The sequence below is a fragment of the Natronorubrum thiooxidans genome (genome assembly GCF_900156475.1).
GTDB classification, from domain to species: Archaea; Halobacteriota; Halobacteria; order Halobacteriales; family Natrialbaceae; genus Natronorubrum; species Natronorubrum thiooxidans.
The window spans coordinates 13,917-31,131 of the sequence record NZ_FTNR01000016.1; the positions used below are offsets into that span (position 1 = coordinate 13,917).

At 54.5% G+C, this 17,215-nt stretch carries 10 protein-coding genes and 2 pseudogenes; 4 read left to right on the top strand and 8 right to left on the bottom strand.

What is annotated here, in order from left to right; all coding sequences use genetic code 11:
- Positions 1 to 393: 393 nt before the first annotated feature.
- The 3 genes and pseudogenes from BW940_RS17595 to BW940_RS20900 form a co-directional block, all read left to right on the top strand.
- Complete coding sequence (locus BW940_RS17595; RefSeq protein ID WP_235847840.1) at positions 394 to 3,375, top strand: helix-turn-helix domain-containing protein; 2,982 nt, start codon at positions 394 to 396, stop codon at positions 3,373 to 3,375.
- Between the two features lie 870 nt (positions 3,376 to 4,245).
- Positions 4,246 to 5,643 (top strand): ATP-binding protein, encoded by a 1,398-nt coding sequence (locus BW940_RS17600; RefSeq protein ID WP_076610514.1) that lies wholly within the window; start codon positions 4,246 to 4,248, stop codon positions 5,641 to 5,643.
- A gap of 994 nt (positions 5,644 to 6,637) precedes the next feature.
- A pseudogene (locus BW940_RS20900) lies at positions 6,638 to 6,775 on the top strand (IS4 family transposase); the annotation flags it as partial.
- A 216-nt stretch (positions 6,776 to 6,991) separates the two neighbouring features.
- On the opposite strand, the gene BW940_RS17605 reads toward BW940_RS20900, so the two are convergent.
- From BW940_RS17605 to BW940_RS17635, 5 genes and pseudogenes are all read right to left on the bottom strand, one after another.
- Positions 6,992 to 7,507, bottom strand: a complete 516-nt coding sequence (locus tag BW940_RS17605; RefSeq protein WP_235847841.1) for an adenine-specific DNA methylase — start codon at positions 7,505 to 7,507, stop codon at positions 6,992 to 6,994.
- A gap of 1,178 nt (positions 7,508 to 8,685) precedes the next feature.
- On the bottom strand, positions 8,686 to 9,507 hold the full coding sequence (locus tag BW940_RS17615; protein ID WP_076610517.1) for an IS5 family transposase: 822 nt from the start codon (positions 9,505 to 9,507) through the stop codon (positions 8,686 to 8,688).
- 442 nt (positions 9,508 to 9,949) lie between these two features.
- A pseudogene (locus tag BW940_RS17625) lies at positions 9,950 to 10,444 on the bottom strand (IS5/IS1182 family transposase); the annotation flags it as partial.
- A 242-nt stretch (positions 10,445 to 10,686) separates the two neighbouring features.
- Positions 10,687 to 11,205 carry a DNA-binding protein gene (locus BW940_RS17630; protein ID WP_076610547.1) on the bottom strand — a complete coding sequence of 173 codons (519 nt, stop codon included), beginning with the start codon at positions 11,203 to 11,205 and terminating at the stop codon, positions 10,687 to 10,689.
- Positions 11,198 to 11,890, bottom strand: a complete 693-nt coding sequence (locus BW940_RS17635; RefSeq protein WP_076610520.1) for a nucleotidyltransferase domain-containing protein — start codon at positions 11,888 to 11,890, stop codon at positions 11,198 to 11,200. The genes BW940_RS17630 and BW940_RS17635 overlap by 8 nt, the downstream gene beginning before the upstream one ends.
- Before the next feature lie 368 nt (positions 11,891 to 12,258).
- Between BW940_RS17635 and BW940_RS17640 the strand changes: the two genes are divergently transcribed.
- Positions 12,259 to 13,509, top strand: coding sequence for an RNA-guided endonuclease InsQ/TnpB family protein (locus tag BW940_RS17640; protein ID WP_076610521.1), 1,251 nt, complete (start codon positions 12,259 to 12,261; stop codon positions 13,507 to 13,509).
- Between the two features lie 873 nt (positions 13,510 to 14,382).
- On the opposite strand, the gene BW940_RS17645 is transcribed toward BW940_RS17640, so the two are convergent.
- From BW940_RS17645 to BW940_RS17655, 3 genes are all read right to left on the bottom strand, one after another.
- Positions 14,383 to 15,072, bottom strand: coding sequence for a hypothetical protein (locus BW940_RS17645; protein ID WP_076610522.1), 690 nt, complete (start codon positions 15,070 to 15,072; stop codon positions 14,383 to 14,385).
- A 241-nt stretch (positions 15,073 to 15,313) separates the two neighbouring features.
- On the bottom strand, positions 15,314 to 15,643 hold the full coding sequence (locus tag BW940_RS17650; RefSeq protein WP_076610523.1) for a hypothetical protein: 330 nt from the start codon (positions 15,641 to 15,643) through the stop codon (positions 15,314 to 15,316).
- A gap of 291 nt (positions 15,644 to 15,934) precedes the next feature.
- Positions 15,935 to 16,162 carry a hypothetical protein gene (locus BW940_RS17655; RefSeq protein ID WP_076610524.1) on the bottom strand — a complete coding sequence of 76 codons (228 nt, stop codon included), beginning with the start codon at positions 16,160 to 16,162 and terminating at the stop codon, positions 15,935 to 15,937.
- Between the last annotated feature and the right edge of the window lie 1,053 nt (positions 16,163 to 17,215).

Here is a 17,215-nt window from a genome sequence, read left to right on the forward strand (position 1 = left end):
CGACCACACAACTCAGTGAGACTTCACTCCGCTTGTGTGAGAAACATCTGACCAGAGACATCTACACGATAAAACGCTGAACAAAAGCGAACACAACCCGGCAAGACTCGCGTTCTCGAGGTGATCGCCTGTTTGCGAGTGGAACGTGCGCGTTCTGTGGTCGGGTATTACAGAACATATGACCATGCGAGAGACACGTAGCAGCGAAAGTGACGTCGTCAAGACGACCGTTTGCCGAGCAGCGATAGCTGACAGTATAGGGGTAGGGCAATGAGCAGATTCGACATCCTTCCTTGTTCGACGTGTACGAATACGTGGATTCAAGAAAGCGGGTGGCAGGCTCAACAGACCGTCTTATGTCCACATTGTCAATCTGAGCATCCCACAGACAGAGTGGAACCCCGTGGATCACAGGAGACACTGGCCGGTGCATCTGAGCTCCGATCACGGATCGAAGCTGCCGAGGCCGGCGAGTCTGAGGTTTACGAGGCCTTCATTGAAGACCGCGGCCAGTACGCCGAACAAGCTGATGAAGTCGAGTCACAAATCGACTCACTTGCTTTTGATGACGAGGAGATGGATCTGTCACCACCAGGGAGTGATCGATATGAGGAACTTGCGAAGACTGTATTTGAATCAGATCGGTGGAGATTCGAAGAGTTGGCCGAGGAGTACAGCGGGATTGGGTTCGATGCGTTCGAAGACAAGGTGTCCCTTCAAGATTCGAACGCCAAGATCTACAGTGACTATGTCGACGATTCGCTTGAGGGTTGGGCCGACCGACCCGATCGCGACGAGCTACCGACTGGTGAAGTCTCGATCGCTGACACCCGACCGATCGACACGGCCGCAGTCGTCGAGATTGACGATGTGACGATCACTAGCGTCTGGGAAGATCTCATGGCCAGCCACGCATTACAGCGCGCTCTCGCACGCGCGCTTGGTAACCTGTTCGGTGGTTTGGACTTGGAAGAGTGTTACGACGAGCTCAAGACCCGTAACGTGCCGTTCTGGCTTCGGAAACCAATTGCAGATGCGACGAAGGGTTATACGCACGATATCTGGATTGTGGTTAGCAACTTCGTTCCTGAACTCGCTGACCCCTCTCTTTCGGCTATTGAAGACTTACTGGCCGTCGCCAGCCTATTTAACGGACTTGAGCACCCAGAGACGGTCACCATCGTCGTGCGTGATGCATTCGTCGATCCGACGCAGACTCGCCGCGATCAGCGTGTCGACGTCTGTGATCTGCTGGCCGTGCTGGCAGCCTCGCTTGACATCCAGATTGTGGGCGATAAGTCGACGCTACAAACATTGGCCGATCGGCATCGACTCGACCTTCCCGGCGTTAGCGAATGGTGCAATCGACACCGTGGGGACAACCATGTCGGAGATCTGAGTGAGCGTGCCCTAGCCGCACTAGATCCGGACGGTCGTGCGGCGATGATCCTCCGGGATCTGGCCGACTCCCCCGACGGTGTTCTGTCGCGTCACGCCCTCGAGAGCACGCATGCCGTCAGTTCCCAACGGATCTCTCAGGTCCTACGAACTGACGATAACTCGCTGATCGACCTCGGTCTGATCGAGATCTACGGACCAGACGGTGACCAGATGATTCAGTTGCTCGAGGCCGGCGAACGCGTAATCGATACATTCAACCGCGAACACGGCCGTCAACAGTCGCTTTCGGATTTCGACTTCTCGACCGGAAAATCACATCTACAGTGCCGTGTAACCCCACGTGAGGGAGTAGGTGGGGAGGAAGATGTCGACCTACCGCAGGAGGGTCGACCCTACCGCACCCGCTACGCCAACAGCAACACCCACGCTGCAGCTGCCGCATGTGGCCGCTCCGGCGCTGTGACCATAGTAGACGGCAGTATAGAAGGCCGAAACGGCGATGATGGGAAAGTGCGGCTGGTAAGCTACGACGATGACCGCGACGAGGCGGTTGTGGCTGTACGAGCGGCCGAACCGTTGCCGTGCACGGTGAGCGTTGCACTGGCGTTAGCGAGCCCGCGATTTATTGACCGTGCCCTACCGACCAATCGTCTCGGCACCATCGATGACCCACCGGCTATCCTTCGCGATGCTCGGAACATCGGTGCCCTTTCGAGTGACGCACTTGCCGATCCGGAGGTCCTTCGCGATGACCTCGTTGAGTGGGGCGAGTCCATCGCACAAATGACGACAAAACTTCGCCATCAGGACTACGAGGATCGCTGTGCGTTCCGCTCGAGGATTATGCGGCTGGCACATGGGCTGACAGGATCGATCGTGCACCTCCTCGATCTCGTCGGGACGGACATTATCCGGGAAATTCGTGTCCCTCAAGGTGCGAACCTCGAGAAACACCTCAAGCCGCTGGCGAAGTCGATTGGGATCTCAGCGGCGATCCAATCGCGGTATGGCGCGTTCGCTCCCTACCGACAGCTGTTCGATGTCCCGAACTGTGACAGCCCGCTGCTGTCGCCGACTGTCGACGCCGCTGATCCAACGGGCACTCTGATCGGGTCGTTCGTGATCCGTGGCCCGGATGTCCACCGCTTCCGTGACGTTCTCGAGTACTACCTTGAGACACCCCGTGAGCTCGTCGACGACGCACCGGAGTTTGGGATCGACATCACGGTTCGGGACGTCGACCGAACGGACTTTGAGCAGACCATAACACGGATCCTCGAGCAGAAGAACATCGCGACGACCCACCAAGCTATCTCGGTGCTGTACGGACTTGTCGCGACGCCACACGACGTCGCACGCGTTTTGAACACCCGACTTAGTCCCGAAGATCGCCGGCGAGAGATCCGTCCCGACGAACTTCGCGTGGCGCTGCGTGGACTCGAGCCAACAGCGCTCGTGCCGGAATTACCGCGATCGGTCGGAAAGATCATCGCGGCGCTGCTGACGGCATCGGAACCACTCTCACAAAAGACCGTCGCCGAGCGGGCTGATGTCTCTACTCGGACGGTCCGCAATCACGCCGACAAGCTCGCGGCGTTCGATATCGTCCGAATCGGCGCTGACGGGTATCGGCTGGCGCTTTCGTTTGTCAGTGCCTCCGAACGTAGACAGCCCGTGTTCCCGTCAACGACCTCAAAATCGGCGAGTCTACTCTTTGACGCCGTTGATCCACTCCTTGTCTCGACATTGCCACCAGCTCAGTATGGAGATCCTGCAGATCCAATCGGCAGCGTGCTCTTTGAGCCGCAGGACCCGTTGGCGTTGCTCGAGATCGATGCCTATGCGCCGTGGATCAAACTCGCCGGCCGGCTCACGGACTGTGAGCGACAAACGCAACCGGAAAAACACATTCACATGGGGCCAGAACTCGCACAACAACCGATCGAAGCCGCGGCGATGTCGGCGGCCGACTAATCCTTGAGTCCGATGAACCGACGTACGGAGATTCGTCCCACTCCACCCTACTCGCTTACGGTTGCCGCCGTTTGCTCCTCGAGGAAGGGGCCTTAGCGCCTCAACCCAATTATTCGTTTTGCGCTTGATCGGTCGAAATTCAGAAAGAGACGCTGGTCAATCCCGAAGTTTTGCAACCGAGTCGCCAATTTCGCGAACGTGTTCACAGAATGTCAAGGCGGATGCCACGGGGCTTGACCCCGAGGTTGTTGACTCGTTCCTTGAGGTCGGAGGCTCCACCTCGAATTGCTGACTCAGCAAAAAATCAGGGTATGATTCGACCGCAGAGAGAGAGCACGTTTCCAGTCAACAACCCCGACCTCAAGGGTCGGGGTATCCGCCTCGACCGCCGGTAGAAACGTATTAACGATGACTGACGAAAACAACGGCGTCGACCTGAACGATCCGCGATCGTCCAGCACTACGGGCGATTCCGAGATGTGTCGTGGTACTATGAATATTGACGTCCTCCTACGGCTTCAGCCGTAGGATTCCCGGGCGTTGGGATATTACGGTTTGCAGTCGGCGACCTGTTCTCGGCCGGCTACTACGCCGGTGTGTTTGTCGAACAAGCGGACTGCTGGCTGCGCCAAACCGCCGTTACTCCTATCCTCGGCGTCGGTGACCCCCACCTATTGTTTTTGCCAGCAGGGAACCGACTAACCAATTTTAGAATAGGCTATTTCAGAATAGGCTACTCGGAAGTATTATTCTCTGACGGAATAACATAGACGACAATTTCAGGATATCTTTCATACCCTGAATTTGGGGTTTCAGATACCAATCCGCCGAAACAGACAAGTCATTATCGTACGAATCATTAGGCAGAGTATGACCTTCTACAACCGGGATGACGAACTCGCTGCACTCGAGACTGCGTTCAATTCGCCCGGCCACGATTTTTATGTCGTCTACGGACGGCGTCGAGTCGGGAAAACGGAATTGCTCAAAGAATTTTGCACTGACCGTCCCCACATATACTATCTTGCAGCTCAGGAAGCCGAACACCGCCAGCGTGAGAAGTTCGTTGAACAAGTCGCCGACACCTTCGACGACCGTGTCCCACGCATCGATGGTTGGGATGACGCCTTCGAATATCTCGGAGACAAACTCACATCAGAGCGACACGTCGTTGTTGTCGACGAGTTTCCCTATCTGATTGCGGAGAACGACTCACTCCCATCGTATATTCAGGCGTTTGTCGACGAACAGCTCCAACACACTGACTCCATGCTCGTGCTCTGTGGCTCGAGCGTGAGTACCATGGAGTCAGAGGTACTCGGTCACGAAAGTCCATTGTACGGCCGTCGAACGGGCCAGATCGATCTCCAGCCGTTCTCGTTTCAACAGGCCCGGGACGTCATCACGTACGATCTTGCAGACGCGATTCGGTCGTACTCGGTTACTGGTGGGACGCCGATGTACCTCACGCTCTTCGACTACGACCGGACGCTTGCCGAGAACATCCAGACACAGCTCCTCTCACCGACAGCTGTACTCTACAACGAACCAGAGTTTCTGTTGCGGACCGAGCTACGAAACCCCGCTCGGTATATGAGTATTCTCGAGGCGGTTGCGCTGGGCCATACGACACCGAATGAGATTTCAGGAGCGACTGGAATCGATCCGGGACCGTTATCGAAATATCTCCAGACACTCCGGCGACTGCGACTCATTGATCGTGAGGTTCCAGTCACAGCATCGAGCCAGAAATCCAAACGGTCCCAGTATCATGTCGCCGATGAGTTCTTGCGGTTTTGGTTCCGATATGTCGAGCCGAATCGCTCCAGTATCGAAGAAGCGCCAACTATCGTCTTCGACGGCACCATCGAACCCGATCTTCCCACCCACGTCGCAACCACGTTCGAGGACGTCTGTCAAGAGGCCGTCTGGGAGGCGATTCGACGCGGTGAATTCGACCCGTACTCCAAGATCGGGCGATGGTGGTATGGCGAAGAAGAGGTCGACATCGTTGGTCTTGCCCCCGACGACGATCGAATCCTGCTTGCCGAGTGCAAGTGGACTGCCGAGCCTGTCGGATATGCACTCGTCGAGAACCTTCGGGACAAAGCTGAAAACGTTCGATGGGGGCCAGGGAATCGAGAAGAACGGTTTGCTCTCTTCTCGAGAAGCGGATTCGTCGATGGACTTGAAGAAGACCTTGATAGCAATTGGTCGCTATTTAGTATCGATGATCTTGATATACTATTCTCGAATAATAATCTCTGAGACACTAACGCATACTTTGGGGAAGACTGATCCAACTCATGCATCACACTTATAATGATGGCTGGCTAGAATATTGTTTTAAATAACCCCCGCGTCCGCAATGTCCGCCTGGAGGTTTCTTTAAATAACACCCCCACCCCCTCGCGCCGCATAATTCTCGTTCAAACAGGGGGGGAGGGGTGGATAGGATGATATACAACAAGAGGTGCCCGGGTGAGAAGACCAAAACAACCTCACTTATCATATACCTGTTGTGATCACTCACTCAGATACTTTCGCGACAGTTGGGAAATTAAGTCCCGTCTCCCGGGTACTTGGGAAGGAACTGCTGGGACGTTTGATCCGAAAATCGTGAACGTGGTTTTGGCTCCCCCACCCCGGAGTGCCGCCGCATAGAATGTAGAGGGAGGGGGATGGTTAGAGATGTTATTGAAATAATCTTTAAGACACGGTCATACACCGGACTTCGGATGTAAATCTCTATTTTAATGACGATATAGAGACTGAGACGCCAGATCTCATTCTGTACATACACCAGCATATATTGCTGATAAACATAAGACTTTACATACAGGACTCTTACTATTCCGTAATCCATCTTCGGCACACTGAAAAGCCGAGACGTCTTCGGCTTAGAAGACTTGAAATGATCCTTCAGTCTGTTTTACGGTAATCCAGCTATTTCGGTTCTATATGCGTGTGAAGAGGTTACTACGTAGATCTAACCCCTCTTTCAACTCCCCCATCCCCTTCGAATTCTATGCGGCGGCACTCCGGGGTGGGAGGGTCAAAAAACATAGGCTAGCCAGAAACGAAGGCTATCCCGTCTAGTCAACTGCGGAATCTCCTGTCTCTCACACCCTCCCCTTGTTTGAACGAGAATTATGCGGCAGAAGGGGGTGGGGGTGTTATTTAAAGAAACCTCCAGGCGGACATTGCGGACGCGGGGGTTAGTTAAAAGCTCTATAGAAATACAATGCGAGAAAATCTTTGAATCGTGGACGACCTCTTCCGCAAGTACATTGATATGGAAGTCAAGGTCGAGTTCGACCGGAGAGAGTACGCGGATACACAGTCACAAGATACGAAACGGTTCCGCGTCATCGGCGTCCACAACGAGGACGCCGACGATCTACCGATGTCGGTGGGGGTCGAGTTGCTGTCCCGGGAACTCCAGACATAGTACGAACTGGATCGATCGTGACTGCAACCTCGAAGAATCCAGCAACCGATCGACCGATCTCAGGAAAACGATGAGGCACTACAATCCGGTGCCGTATGGCGATTGTTCTCTGACATTCCCAACTCCAGACAGTGAAAGCTGGCGATAGCTGCAGGCGGCTCTCACTCACCTCACAAACTCGAATAACTCTGTTCGAGTCCGATCTTCGACGGTGACGATGGTGTCGTTATGCTGCCCGCCATGGGGGACCAAGAGGATTCGTCTCCTCTCAAACCCTCGAGTTTTACCGACGCCACCGCTGTTCCAGCCGCACGAGATGACCGTTGCACCGCTCGAACAGACGCGCTCGATTTCGTCTTTTACATCTGACCAGAATGTCGCCTGCGTCGTCTCAATCGACGTCTCGAGACCGATTGAGTCGTACACCTCTTTGATCTGCCGTGGCGAGTAGGGCGGATCAAACAGCACTCCACCATCGATTTCTCGGTCATCATACTGCTTGAGAAAATCGAGTGCCTGCATGGTGTAGTCAGACTCGATTTCGGGATTGAGATCGTTTGTCACGTCAGCGACGGTCGCTCCACCAGAATACGGATCGATCCATAGACCATCGGACTTGTGATACTCCTCAGTGACGAGATCTCCGATAGGCCCGATGTCAAACGTCGCGCTACTCGGCATTGCCCACGTGCGCTGAAATCGAATACCGTTATGCGTGGATTGCTCAGCATTGCTTCCCGACATCACGACCACCTCGAAACGGTAGTGTGGGTCGGACTATGGATTTCGTCAACGGCTACATGAGAGATCCGACGGTCACTCGTTGCGGTAATCGCACCTGTTGGGAGATATCCATTGCTATGGTTATTTTTGATAGACTGTTCGTCATCGTGTTCGTAGTCGCTGTCTTTAACAGAGAGACAGCGCGTACGTTGCACTGCGGGTTGCATGTATGTTCGTTTCATGTATGCTCAGTCTTTGGACCTGACACCCGCACTGCGAGGCCGCGGTCACCGTGTCATAGCACGGTGACTGACCTTGCGGCCTTGTGTCGTCTCAACTCGGCCTATCCGCAGTACGGGTGTCGGGTTGCATTTGATGTGCTGCAGGGATAATATATATAACTTGTGCACAATGTGTAGAGAATGTGAAACTCAATTACAGCTTACACTGCGCCGTCTTGCGGTTTTTTCGAGTGATAAACCTTTGGGGATGTGGGGGGTGAAGTGCTCAAATTTGCCCATTTATAAGTGCGTGTGAATCGCATTTTTCGGAGCAAATAATCTTTAGGATTGGGGTGTGACAAATCACTTTCACTAAACTCGCGCGCACCAAAGGTTGCTCTCAAACACACTCTTTCGTTAGTACCAGCTACTAACGTGAGGGTTGAGCTTCCTATCGCTACGCATGGAGAACGTCGCGTTCGGTCGCAGGATTGAGAGCAGGATCGCTCCGAGGTCGAGGCTCGAGGCCGTGTTCGAACTGGCACCACAGTCGCAATCGCAGCTGCAGCCAGCGTTCTGTTCAGTGTCGGATGGCTCTGTTGAAATCATATTCTTCAGATATATTCTCGTCTGAAACAGTCGGTCAATGAGAGCTGCGAATTGATCACTTAGAACCGGAACATGTATCGTAAATCTTGAGAGATAATAATACAATGCCTATAGATTCAGAGAGGCAGAGCGATATTTTACTGATGCTCTTTGCTGTACAGTTCACCCTACTTATCCTACTGGTTCCGTGGTTATGGCCACTTCTTCTCTTCCCGGTGCTTCTCACCCTACACGTAATGAAATCTGAGTATCACCGTCGATTAACCGAAGAAGAACTCCAGTAAGTCCTTCACCTGTATTGACCGTTCAGAGTGATCGGTCTATATTATGAATGAGACAGGCGATGGTGAGTTCACGGAACTGTTTCCACCAGCATCGTGATCGGACGAATGCACCGTACTTTCGCTTGAGCGTGGAATTGACAGTCTCGGATTGACTCCGCTGACCGTAGAGATCAGCGTCTATGCGTGCGTTCCATGCCTTGTGGAGCGATGTGAACTCACGATGCTTGATCAGTGGGCGAACCTCGTGTTGACGGGCAAGCCGTCTGATCTTCTGGTCGTCGTAGCCTTTGTCACCGAGAAGGATGTCAATGGTATTGGGGTTGCGTTTGATCAACGACGGCGCAATCTGGCTATCGTGCTTTCGTGTCGTCGTCACGTGTAGATCGAGGATTACGTTTACCTTCGTATCGACTAAGAGCGTGACCTTCAGCTGCTGAATCGTCAACTTCGCCCGTTTCGTGTAGTGCTTCGAGGCGTGAGTTCGGTCGAATCCTGACGCATCGATTCCCGCAACACTGTTGGTCGGGAGCAGTGACACAGAGAGATTGAGAAGCACTCGCCAGACCGCCATATCGAGTCTGTCGAACGCTTTGCACAGCGTTGACGGCGCAGGAAGTTCGGTAAGGTTGATCGCACTCCGAATGCGGGGCATCTCGATAAGTTCGTCGAGGAGTGTTCGATAGGTCGTGTTCTTCCGAACTTTGAGGCACAAGAGAACGATGTGTTGATGGAGCGTATAGCGCTGTTTCGAGAACTTTGAAGAGTATCGTGCCACAGCACGTTGCGCTAACTGAAATGCCTCCTCGACGAATCGGAGCAACCGTGATTTCGGGAGAGTCTGCATTTGGTTATACTACTGGCCAAACTTGTAACTCTTCAAGGATTTCAACAGAGCCTTATAGACTTATTCACATGAACCTACTGTACTCTACACGTGCATACTGACTACCAGAACACCTATCAGCTGTTTTAGAGGGCTTGTAAACTATCTGAGATGACTTTATGAACGATAGCGACAATAGTGATTATTAAAACACCAAAAGAAACCACAGACAGAGCCATTGGTATGAGATAATTGAGGATGCGAACCGGGAAACCTCCACGAATTATTTCTTCAAAAACCTGGAGCAACCAAAATATGAGAAACCCTAGATAGAGTGAAAGAAGGTCCTTGCTTGTTGCATACTTAATTGCATTCAGAGCAGTCATTTTCCTATACTGCTTTTACATATCGCTTAAAAATAAATATTACGTCTACAACCAATGCGGATATTTAATGAATTCACACTATCGTGTTTTCGTGTCGTCGTCACGTGTAAATCAAGGGCTGCGTTCACTTTGGAATCGACTAGCAGTGCTACTTTGAGTTGCTGAATCGTGAGTTTGGCTCGTTTCGTGTAGTGTTTTGAAGCGTGACTGCGGTCGAATCCCGAAGCATCGATCCCCGCAACGCCGTTGGTCGGAAGCAGTGACACAGAGAGATTGAGCAGCACTCGCCAGACAGCCATATCGAGTCTGTTGAACGCCTTGCATAGCGTAGACAGCACAGGGAGTTCAGTGAGATTCATCGCGTTCCGGATACAGGGCATCTCGATGAGTTCGTCGGGGAGTGTACGATAGGTCGTGTTCTTCCGAACCTTGAGACAGAGGAGAACGATGTGCTGATGGAGCGTGTAGCGTTGTTTCGAGAACTTCGAGGAGTACCGAGCTACAGCGCGTTTCGCTAACTGAAATGCTTCTTCGACAAATCGGAGCAACCGAGACTTTGGGAGGGTCTGCATCTACTCAGACTACCGTCTGAACCTGTAACTCACTAAGGATTTCAACAGAGCCTGTCGGATTTAAACGTCTGCCTTGGACGACCATCTAGGAAAGTAGTGCTGGGATCTGTGATAGAATTATAGTGCCTGAAGCGGTGGGAGGAATACCCGCCCAGGGGTGTTACCCTATGACTGAATTGGAGTCAATCCATCCGGCGGAGGCGTTCGAGATCTATCTTTAAGCAGCGAGAGAATCCCGTCGTTCACGACGGGCGTGAATCGCAAACGCAGACGCCACCCTCCCTGATTTGATTTGTAACGTACTCGTGGACGCTTCGAGCAAGTTGTTGCATCGTGTTTGCTTGGCGTTCTGTCGGGCGTCGCCCGCCGTAATAACTGTCTGTGCGGTTGGTGTCGTACAGTTGCCGGAGTTCGCGCGTCGTTGTGGTGGAGAGAAGTCCGAGGTCGGTGGCACGATCGTAGCAAGTGGTGTGGTCGTGGAAATCATTGAGTTCGTCGCCGCCTTCGGCTAATGCGAAGGCTTCGACCGATCGTTCGGTCGCACCGAAACACAATTCGATGGTAGCAGTGTAGAATTCCTGTTCGGCGATCGTATCGACTGCAGCCAGCAACCGGCACGCCTTCGTCAGTTGGGTTTTCCAGTCAGCGTCTGCGTCAATTGCCTCCTCTCGCGTAGGGACGCCGTATCCTTCTTCGTTGAACGCGTCGACGGCCGCGGTGAGCGCGTCGGTGATGGCCTGCGGGTCGGCTTCGCTACTCATCGAGATCACCGTGGAACACCATCTTCCGGACCGTTTCGAATTTATCTGTGTCGTGGACGACGAGCCCGTCGCTGAGTATGTCTCGGAGTTCGTCAGTGTAGTTCGGGATGGCTGGAAGCGATTCGACGTCGATCTCGTATGCGTACCGACCGGTGTCGAACGCGTGGTCTTCGAGATCTTGCCGGATACGGTTCGCAGTTCGTTGGTTCGCCATCCGGTCTTCCTCGACGAGGACCCACAGGTCAATGTCACTCCGCCGATCAGCGTCTCCACGCGCGACACTCCCGTACAACATGATACCGACGATATCGTCAAGCTGGTCCACCAATTCGTCGACGGCTGTGCGGACTGGTGTGTGGAATTCTGCTTGCGGGATCTGAAGAAACGGATCGTCGGGGTGGAGTAATCGTTCCCGATTGATCTGGACCAGTCGAGTGTTCCCTTCCCGATGGTCAGTGACGAGGTCGTTTGCAGCCAAAATATCGACGGCCTTTGAGATGCTGGGTTGGGAGTAGTCTACCGCGTCAGTCAGTTCCGTGATGGAGAACTCGTCGGTATGGTATTGAGATAAAAACGAGAGGACTTCGTGAACGGCCTGACTCTTGAATAGACTCGTGTCTTGGGCGGGGATATCGAGGGTGATCTTCGATCCACCTCCTGATCCAATATTCGACTTGCTTTCCATAGAAAAGCATTCGGTGTGCTAGGTACTTAAACTTCATAATGAATTCTGAGTCTTATTTATATGGTACCGGCATAGTTGAGGAACCTCGAATACCCAGTCAGATGTATCTCCCCGTGAAGTTCGCTGTACCGAGTAGTAGTGACATTCCGCCGTAACAGCCTTGATTAGTTCGACAGTACTTCTGTGGCTACGAACGGTATGGAGAACTATCTTTAGACAGCGAGAGAATCCCGTCCTGAAGCCGAGAGACGCGAGGCTGAAGGGCGGGCGTGAATCGCGTCACTCGATTCCACAACTACCGACGAATGCTGACTGGATATTCCACGCAGATCCATACCATTAAGTAGAAATATCCACATTGGCTATGTATGGCGATTAGGGTCACACGAACCTACGTTGGTTCCATCCAGAACCACCGGCAGGTTTGCGATGGCCTCGATTCGCTCGGAGACTCCGCCTCAAAAATCTGGAACGTCGCACGCTGGACAGCCGATCGGATTTGGGATGCAACCGGCGAGATCCCCGATGAAGGAACGCTGAAAGCGTACATGAAGAATCGCGAGTGCTGGAAAGACTTGAACGCACAATCCAGTCAGAAAGTCATCGAAGAACTTTCCGACGCTTTCCAGTCGTGGTTCGACCTGAGACACAAGTACGGTGAGGCGAATCCGCCCGGTTACCGCAAACACGGCGACACTCGCCCCCGAAGCACGGTTACGTTCAAAGTAGACGGGTTCAAACACGACCCAGAGAACAACCGCGTTCGACTCTCGAAAGGGTCGAATCTTAAGGAGTCTTGGTCGGACTTCATCCTCTGTGAGTATCAGACCCGCCCGGACGTTGACCTTTCAGAGGTCAACAAGGTACAGAACGTTCGCGCCGTCTGGAACGGCGACGAGTGGGAACTGCACTTCGTCTGTAAAGTCGAACTCGAAACCACCGACTCCGCAGGCGACGAAGTTGCAGGCATCGACCTCGGCATCAAGAACATCGCTACCGTTGTGTTCCCCGACGAGTACGTCCTATACCCCGGCAACTCCCTCAAAGAAGACAAACACTATTTCACCCAAGCAGAGTACGACACGGAAGGAGAGAACGGCCCGTCGCAGAAGTCGATGTGGGCACGTCGAAAACTCGCAGAACGCGAAACGCACTTCTATCACACCCTCACAGACAGCATAATTACGGAGTGTGTCAAACGTGGTGTTGGCACGCTCGCGGTAAGTTGGCCTGAAGACGTGCGAAAGTCCGACTGGGGCAAAACCGGCAACAAGAAACTCCACACGTGGGCGTTCGACCGTATCTACCAGTACCTCGCGTACAAGGGCGAGCTTCGTGGTGTCGAGGTGCTGAAAGAGAATGAATGGAACACCTCAAAAACGTGTTCGGCGTGTGGTGACGACACGAAGTCGAATCGGAAGCACCGTGGCTTGTACGTCTGCTCGTCGTGTGGGTTAGTCGGAAACGCGGATTGCAACGGCGCGGAGAATATACGTCAGAAGATAACTCCGAGTCCTCATAGCGAGGATAGGAGTAACGGCTGTGTGGCACAGCCATCGGTACACCTGTTCGATTCAGAGAGTGGGGTGTTCGCCCCGCGAGAACAAGTTGTGTCGTAGACCGGCAAATATCCCAACTGCGGTACGGGAAGCCTCGTCCGTTTACGGCGAGGAGGATGTCACCTTTAACTGCCCCGTTCGTAGCGAGAAAGCGTTCGGGCTTCGCCCAGCCTCGCTTCCAGTCCTCTGTGAGAACGACTCGAGAGGGCTAGCAGACCCCGCTCGTCCTGTTCTGTCGGCGGCGTTGCAGCGCTTGTTGATCGATTCACTGAGCATCAGCACCAGCAGTCCCATTCCAACCCGATAACCACCGAAGACACGACTACCACATCGACACACGAACAGTTCGATGCCGAACTCACCCGACTTCGCGATCGCATCACCCAACTCGAGGCCAAAGAAGCCCGAATCAACGCCCTCGAGACGGAACTCGAGGAAACCGAGCAGGAAAACACACGCCTCGAAGATCGCCTCAAGGACCTCGAAGTTCTCTGTCAGGCCACCCCCATCGGGGGTGAAACCCGCATCTCCGGATGAGGGAGATAATGTTGCTCTGGGTCAGCCGGTCGGTCGAAGATTGTGGCGTAAGTTCGGTCAGTGGGAGAACAGAAGCGGGGCCAAGAGAACGCCGTAGCGGGTCTCTCGATTGGTCCGTCTGCTGTCCCTCGATAACAATCACACCACACTAACTCCCACTAACTCCTTCAGCGGCACTACGGGCTTCGGTCACACCAGTCCTCCACGTACCAAAACCCGACCAGACGTCGTGGACCGGAAGGTCGGGTACACCAGAGGCAGCCATAGAGAGCGGTCAGAGAGGAGGTGTAGTTGCCTTCCGGTTCACGTCGTCGCGCCGATCACGGAGATCGTCCCTGTGGGGACAGTCCGCTATCTCGAGGCACCCAGCGCAAAAAAAGAGGCGTCCGACCGGCCTCACTCGTCGAGGACAGTCACGTGTTTGACCGCGTGGGTCTCGCCGCCGTCCATCCAGACTGCCTCGCCTTCGTACGTCGTCGTGAGATCGAAGTGCGTTCCGTCCTCGAGTTCGACCGTCTCCGAGGACACACTCGAGACTTCGGTCCACAGCTTCTCGTTGCACGACGAGTACTGGTACCCACCGTGGGTTCGAGTTGCTCGGTGCTCGACGACCACTTCGTCGCCGGCGTCGAGATCAGCGACCGAAGCGAGGCGACCGTGACGTTGACTCTCTTCGCCGAAGGATGTCTCGCCCTGTGGCAGCGACACTTGAACTCGAGCGCCGATCTGGAGCGGATCGGTTGGACACTCTCGAGCGAAGCGACTGCTCGATCGAGTGGACATCGGGATCGTGCTGTCGAGGTGGGGATCGCTCCCCTCGTCGTAGACGAGGTTGACCGTGTCGTAGGAGATCTTCCCGGGGTCGTGGACCCAGCCGAGGTTCCGCGCCTTCTTTCGAAGCGATCGGGAGTCGGAGCCACTGTTGGTTGGGCTCATCTCCGCAGAGGCGAACAGGCGACCGTCTTGTTCAACGACCGAGATCTGCTCGACGTATCGGTCGATTTCCGCTTCGAGTTCGGCGACGACGTCGCGGCTTTCGTTTGACAGCTGTGCAACTCCGACCGTCGTGGGTGTCTTAACAGACATTGGAATCACTCTCGGGATCACCCCCCTCAGGGGTGAAAACCCTCATCTCCGGATGAGGGCAATAATGTTTCTCCGTTTCTGACAGCCCCACGGAAGGCAAGAGCGAAGACAGAGTGTCGTCGACGACGTCTGGGACAGAGACCGTCGCTTTCAGTGGTTTCCAGTTCCTGCATTGGCAACTGCACTACGGCTTTGGTGGGGGTTGGGTAGCCGGCGCAAAAAAAGAGGCGTCCGACCGGCCTCACTCGTCGCTGCTCGAGCCGAACTTCACGTAGAGCACGTAGGCAGTCAGGGCGAAGATCGCAGGCGTGCTGATGAACCAGATCAGGGCTGCAGGCAGGAAGAAGATCGCGTGGAGGCCCACGCCGAGGATGCTCAGGAACGCCGCGGTGAAGTACGAGCCGAGCGCGAAGACGCCGATGGTGGAGAACGTCGCGTTCGGTCGTAGGATCGAGAGCAGGATCTCCCCGAAGTCGACATCGAGATCGTCGAACCTCGAGGTCGTCTCGGTGGCGCTGGTGTTCTGTTCGGTGTCGGTGCTACGCAGCTCGGAGATGCTTGGTCGAGACATGATTGATCGTCAGGCCCACCCCCTCGGGGTCGAAAGCCCTCATCTCCGGATGAGGGTGACAATGTTGTGTGGCCTGAGGATCTGGCTAAGAGACGGCGTCGAACAGGGATCGTCGTGGAGGCTTCTGTAGCCGACCGACGTCACTGCAGGAGTTGGAACCATCTGGTCTCGAGTTGCCCACAGACAGTTGTTCTTCCGCTGGTTTTCTCGACTTCTGTCGATTGGTTCCGGAACTGCACTACAGTCTGTTTTTGGTTCGGCAGTCGTCGCAAAAAAGAGGCGGCAGAGTGGTTAGAGGTAGTTGAAGAGACAGTCCTCGCAGGCATCGTGTCCATCGATTCGCCGGTCCGCTTCCGTACTCGAGCAAAAGTAGCAGCCTTCCGTCTTCGAACAGACCGAACAGCCACAGCCAGCATTCTCAGTACTCGGCCCAGCCAGTGCCAGCAGGACTACGCCAACGACAGCAGCACCCAGTGTGGAAAACGTCACAACAGTCACAGCGACGACGATGAACAGCATTGTTAGTATCTCGGCTCAGGCCTCCGCCACAATGTAGCCGATTGGGTTGGGACCATCTCGTCCCCCGTTTGGTTTGCCACCGTCGTTTCAGGATTTCGAGAGAAGAGAGTCGACCCGATTTCGGGAGACTCTCGGTGGGGGAGAGATCATAGTCAGGTGAGTGAGACGTTTTCCCGACTTCCCAGCGGCGACACCAGATTGCAAGTGTCTCATCGTAACTGCGTCGATGTCGACGACCAGTGGGATCACGACGGGGCAAACCCCACCGGCCGACTGGTCGATTTCGATGGGGTGATTTCGACCGGCAATTGCGACGTTCGTCCCTCGAACTCGAAGCGGTGTCCCGCCGTGTCTGTGGTCATCGATCAGCTGGCCAACGGCCACCACTCGGACGTGTCTCGATGAACTGATATGACTACCAGATCGGTCACCGAACGAGGATCGAAGATCGTCCAGCCTGTCGCCACGATCAGGAGGTGACTGGCCCTCCACGAAGTGGTGACTCGACAAGGTTGATTCGGAGCCGAAACGGAGGCCGAAATCGAGTCGAGATCGACGGTCGAACAGCGGTGGATCAACCACCGCATCTGTGGGTCGAATCGAGGCGTCGATCACGGCCAGTCGGTCACCGACGTCAGGGGTCGTTCACCGGGAGTCATCCACGGTTACAACGCGGTCAATTCGTGGCCGACTCTGAGGGACGAATCCCGGCGGAATCCAGCCGGCCAATAGCCACCGACATATAGGGCAAACTGACACAGAGATCGAGGCAACTCAGTGCCGGTGAATCGAGTCCGGTGGAACCACGATCGTCGCGACCAGTATGGCCACCAGAATCTCCCGTGGGTCGAGGGTCACCAGTCCCCCGTCGCAATCCGTGAAGCGGGAGTGGCCGTCGGCCATCAGGAGACAGCTGGATCGGAACGTCCAACAGCACATCTCGATAAGAAAGTCTCCCCACCACTGGGTCCGACTGACCGGAGGAAGTTGGGCTGGTTCTGTATATCAGATTCACCTAGATATTCGGCAGTCCAGTGTGTCCTCAGAGACGGC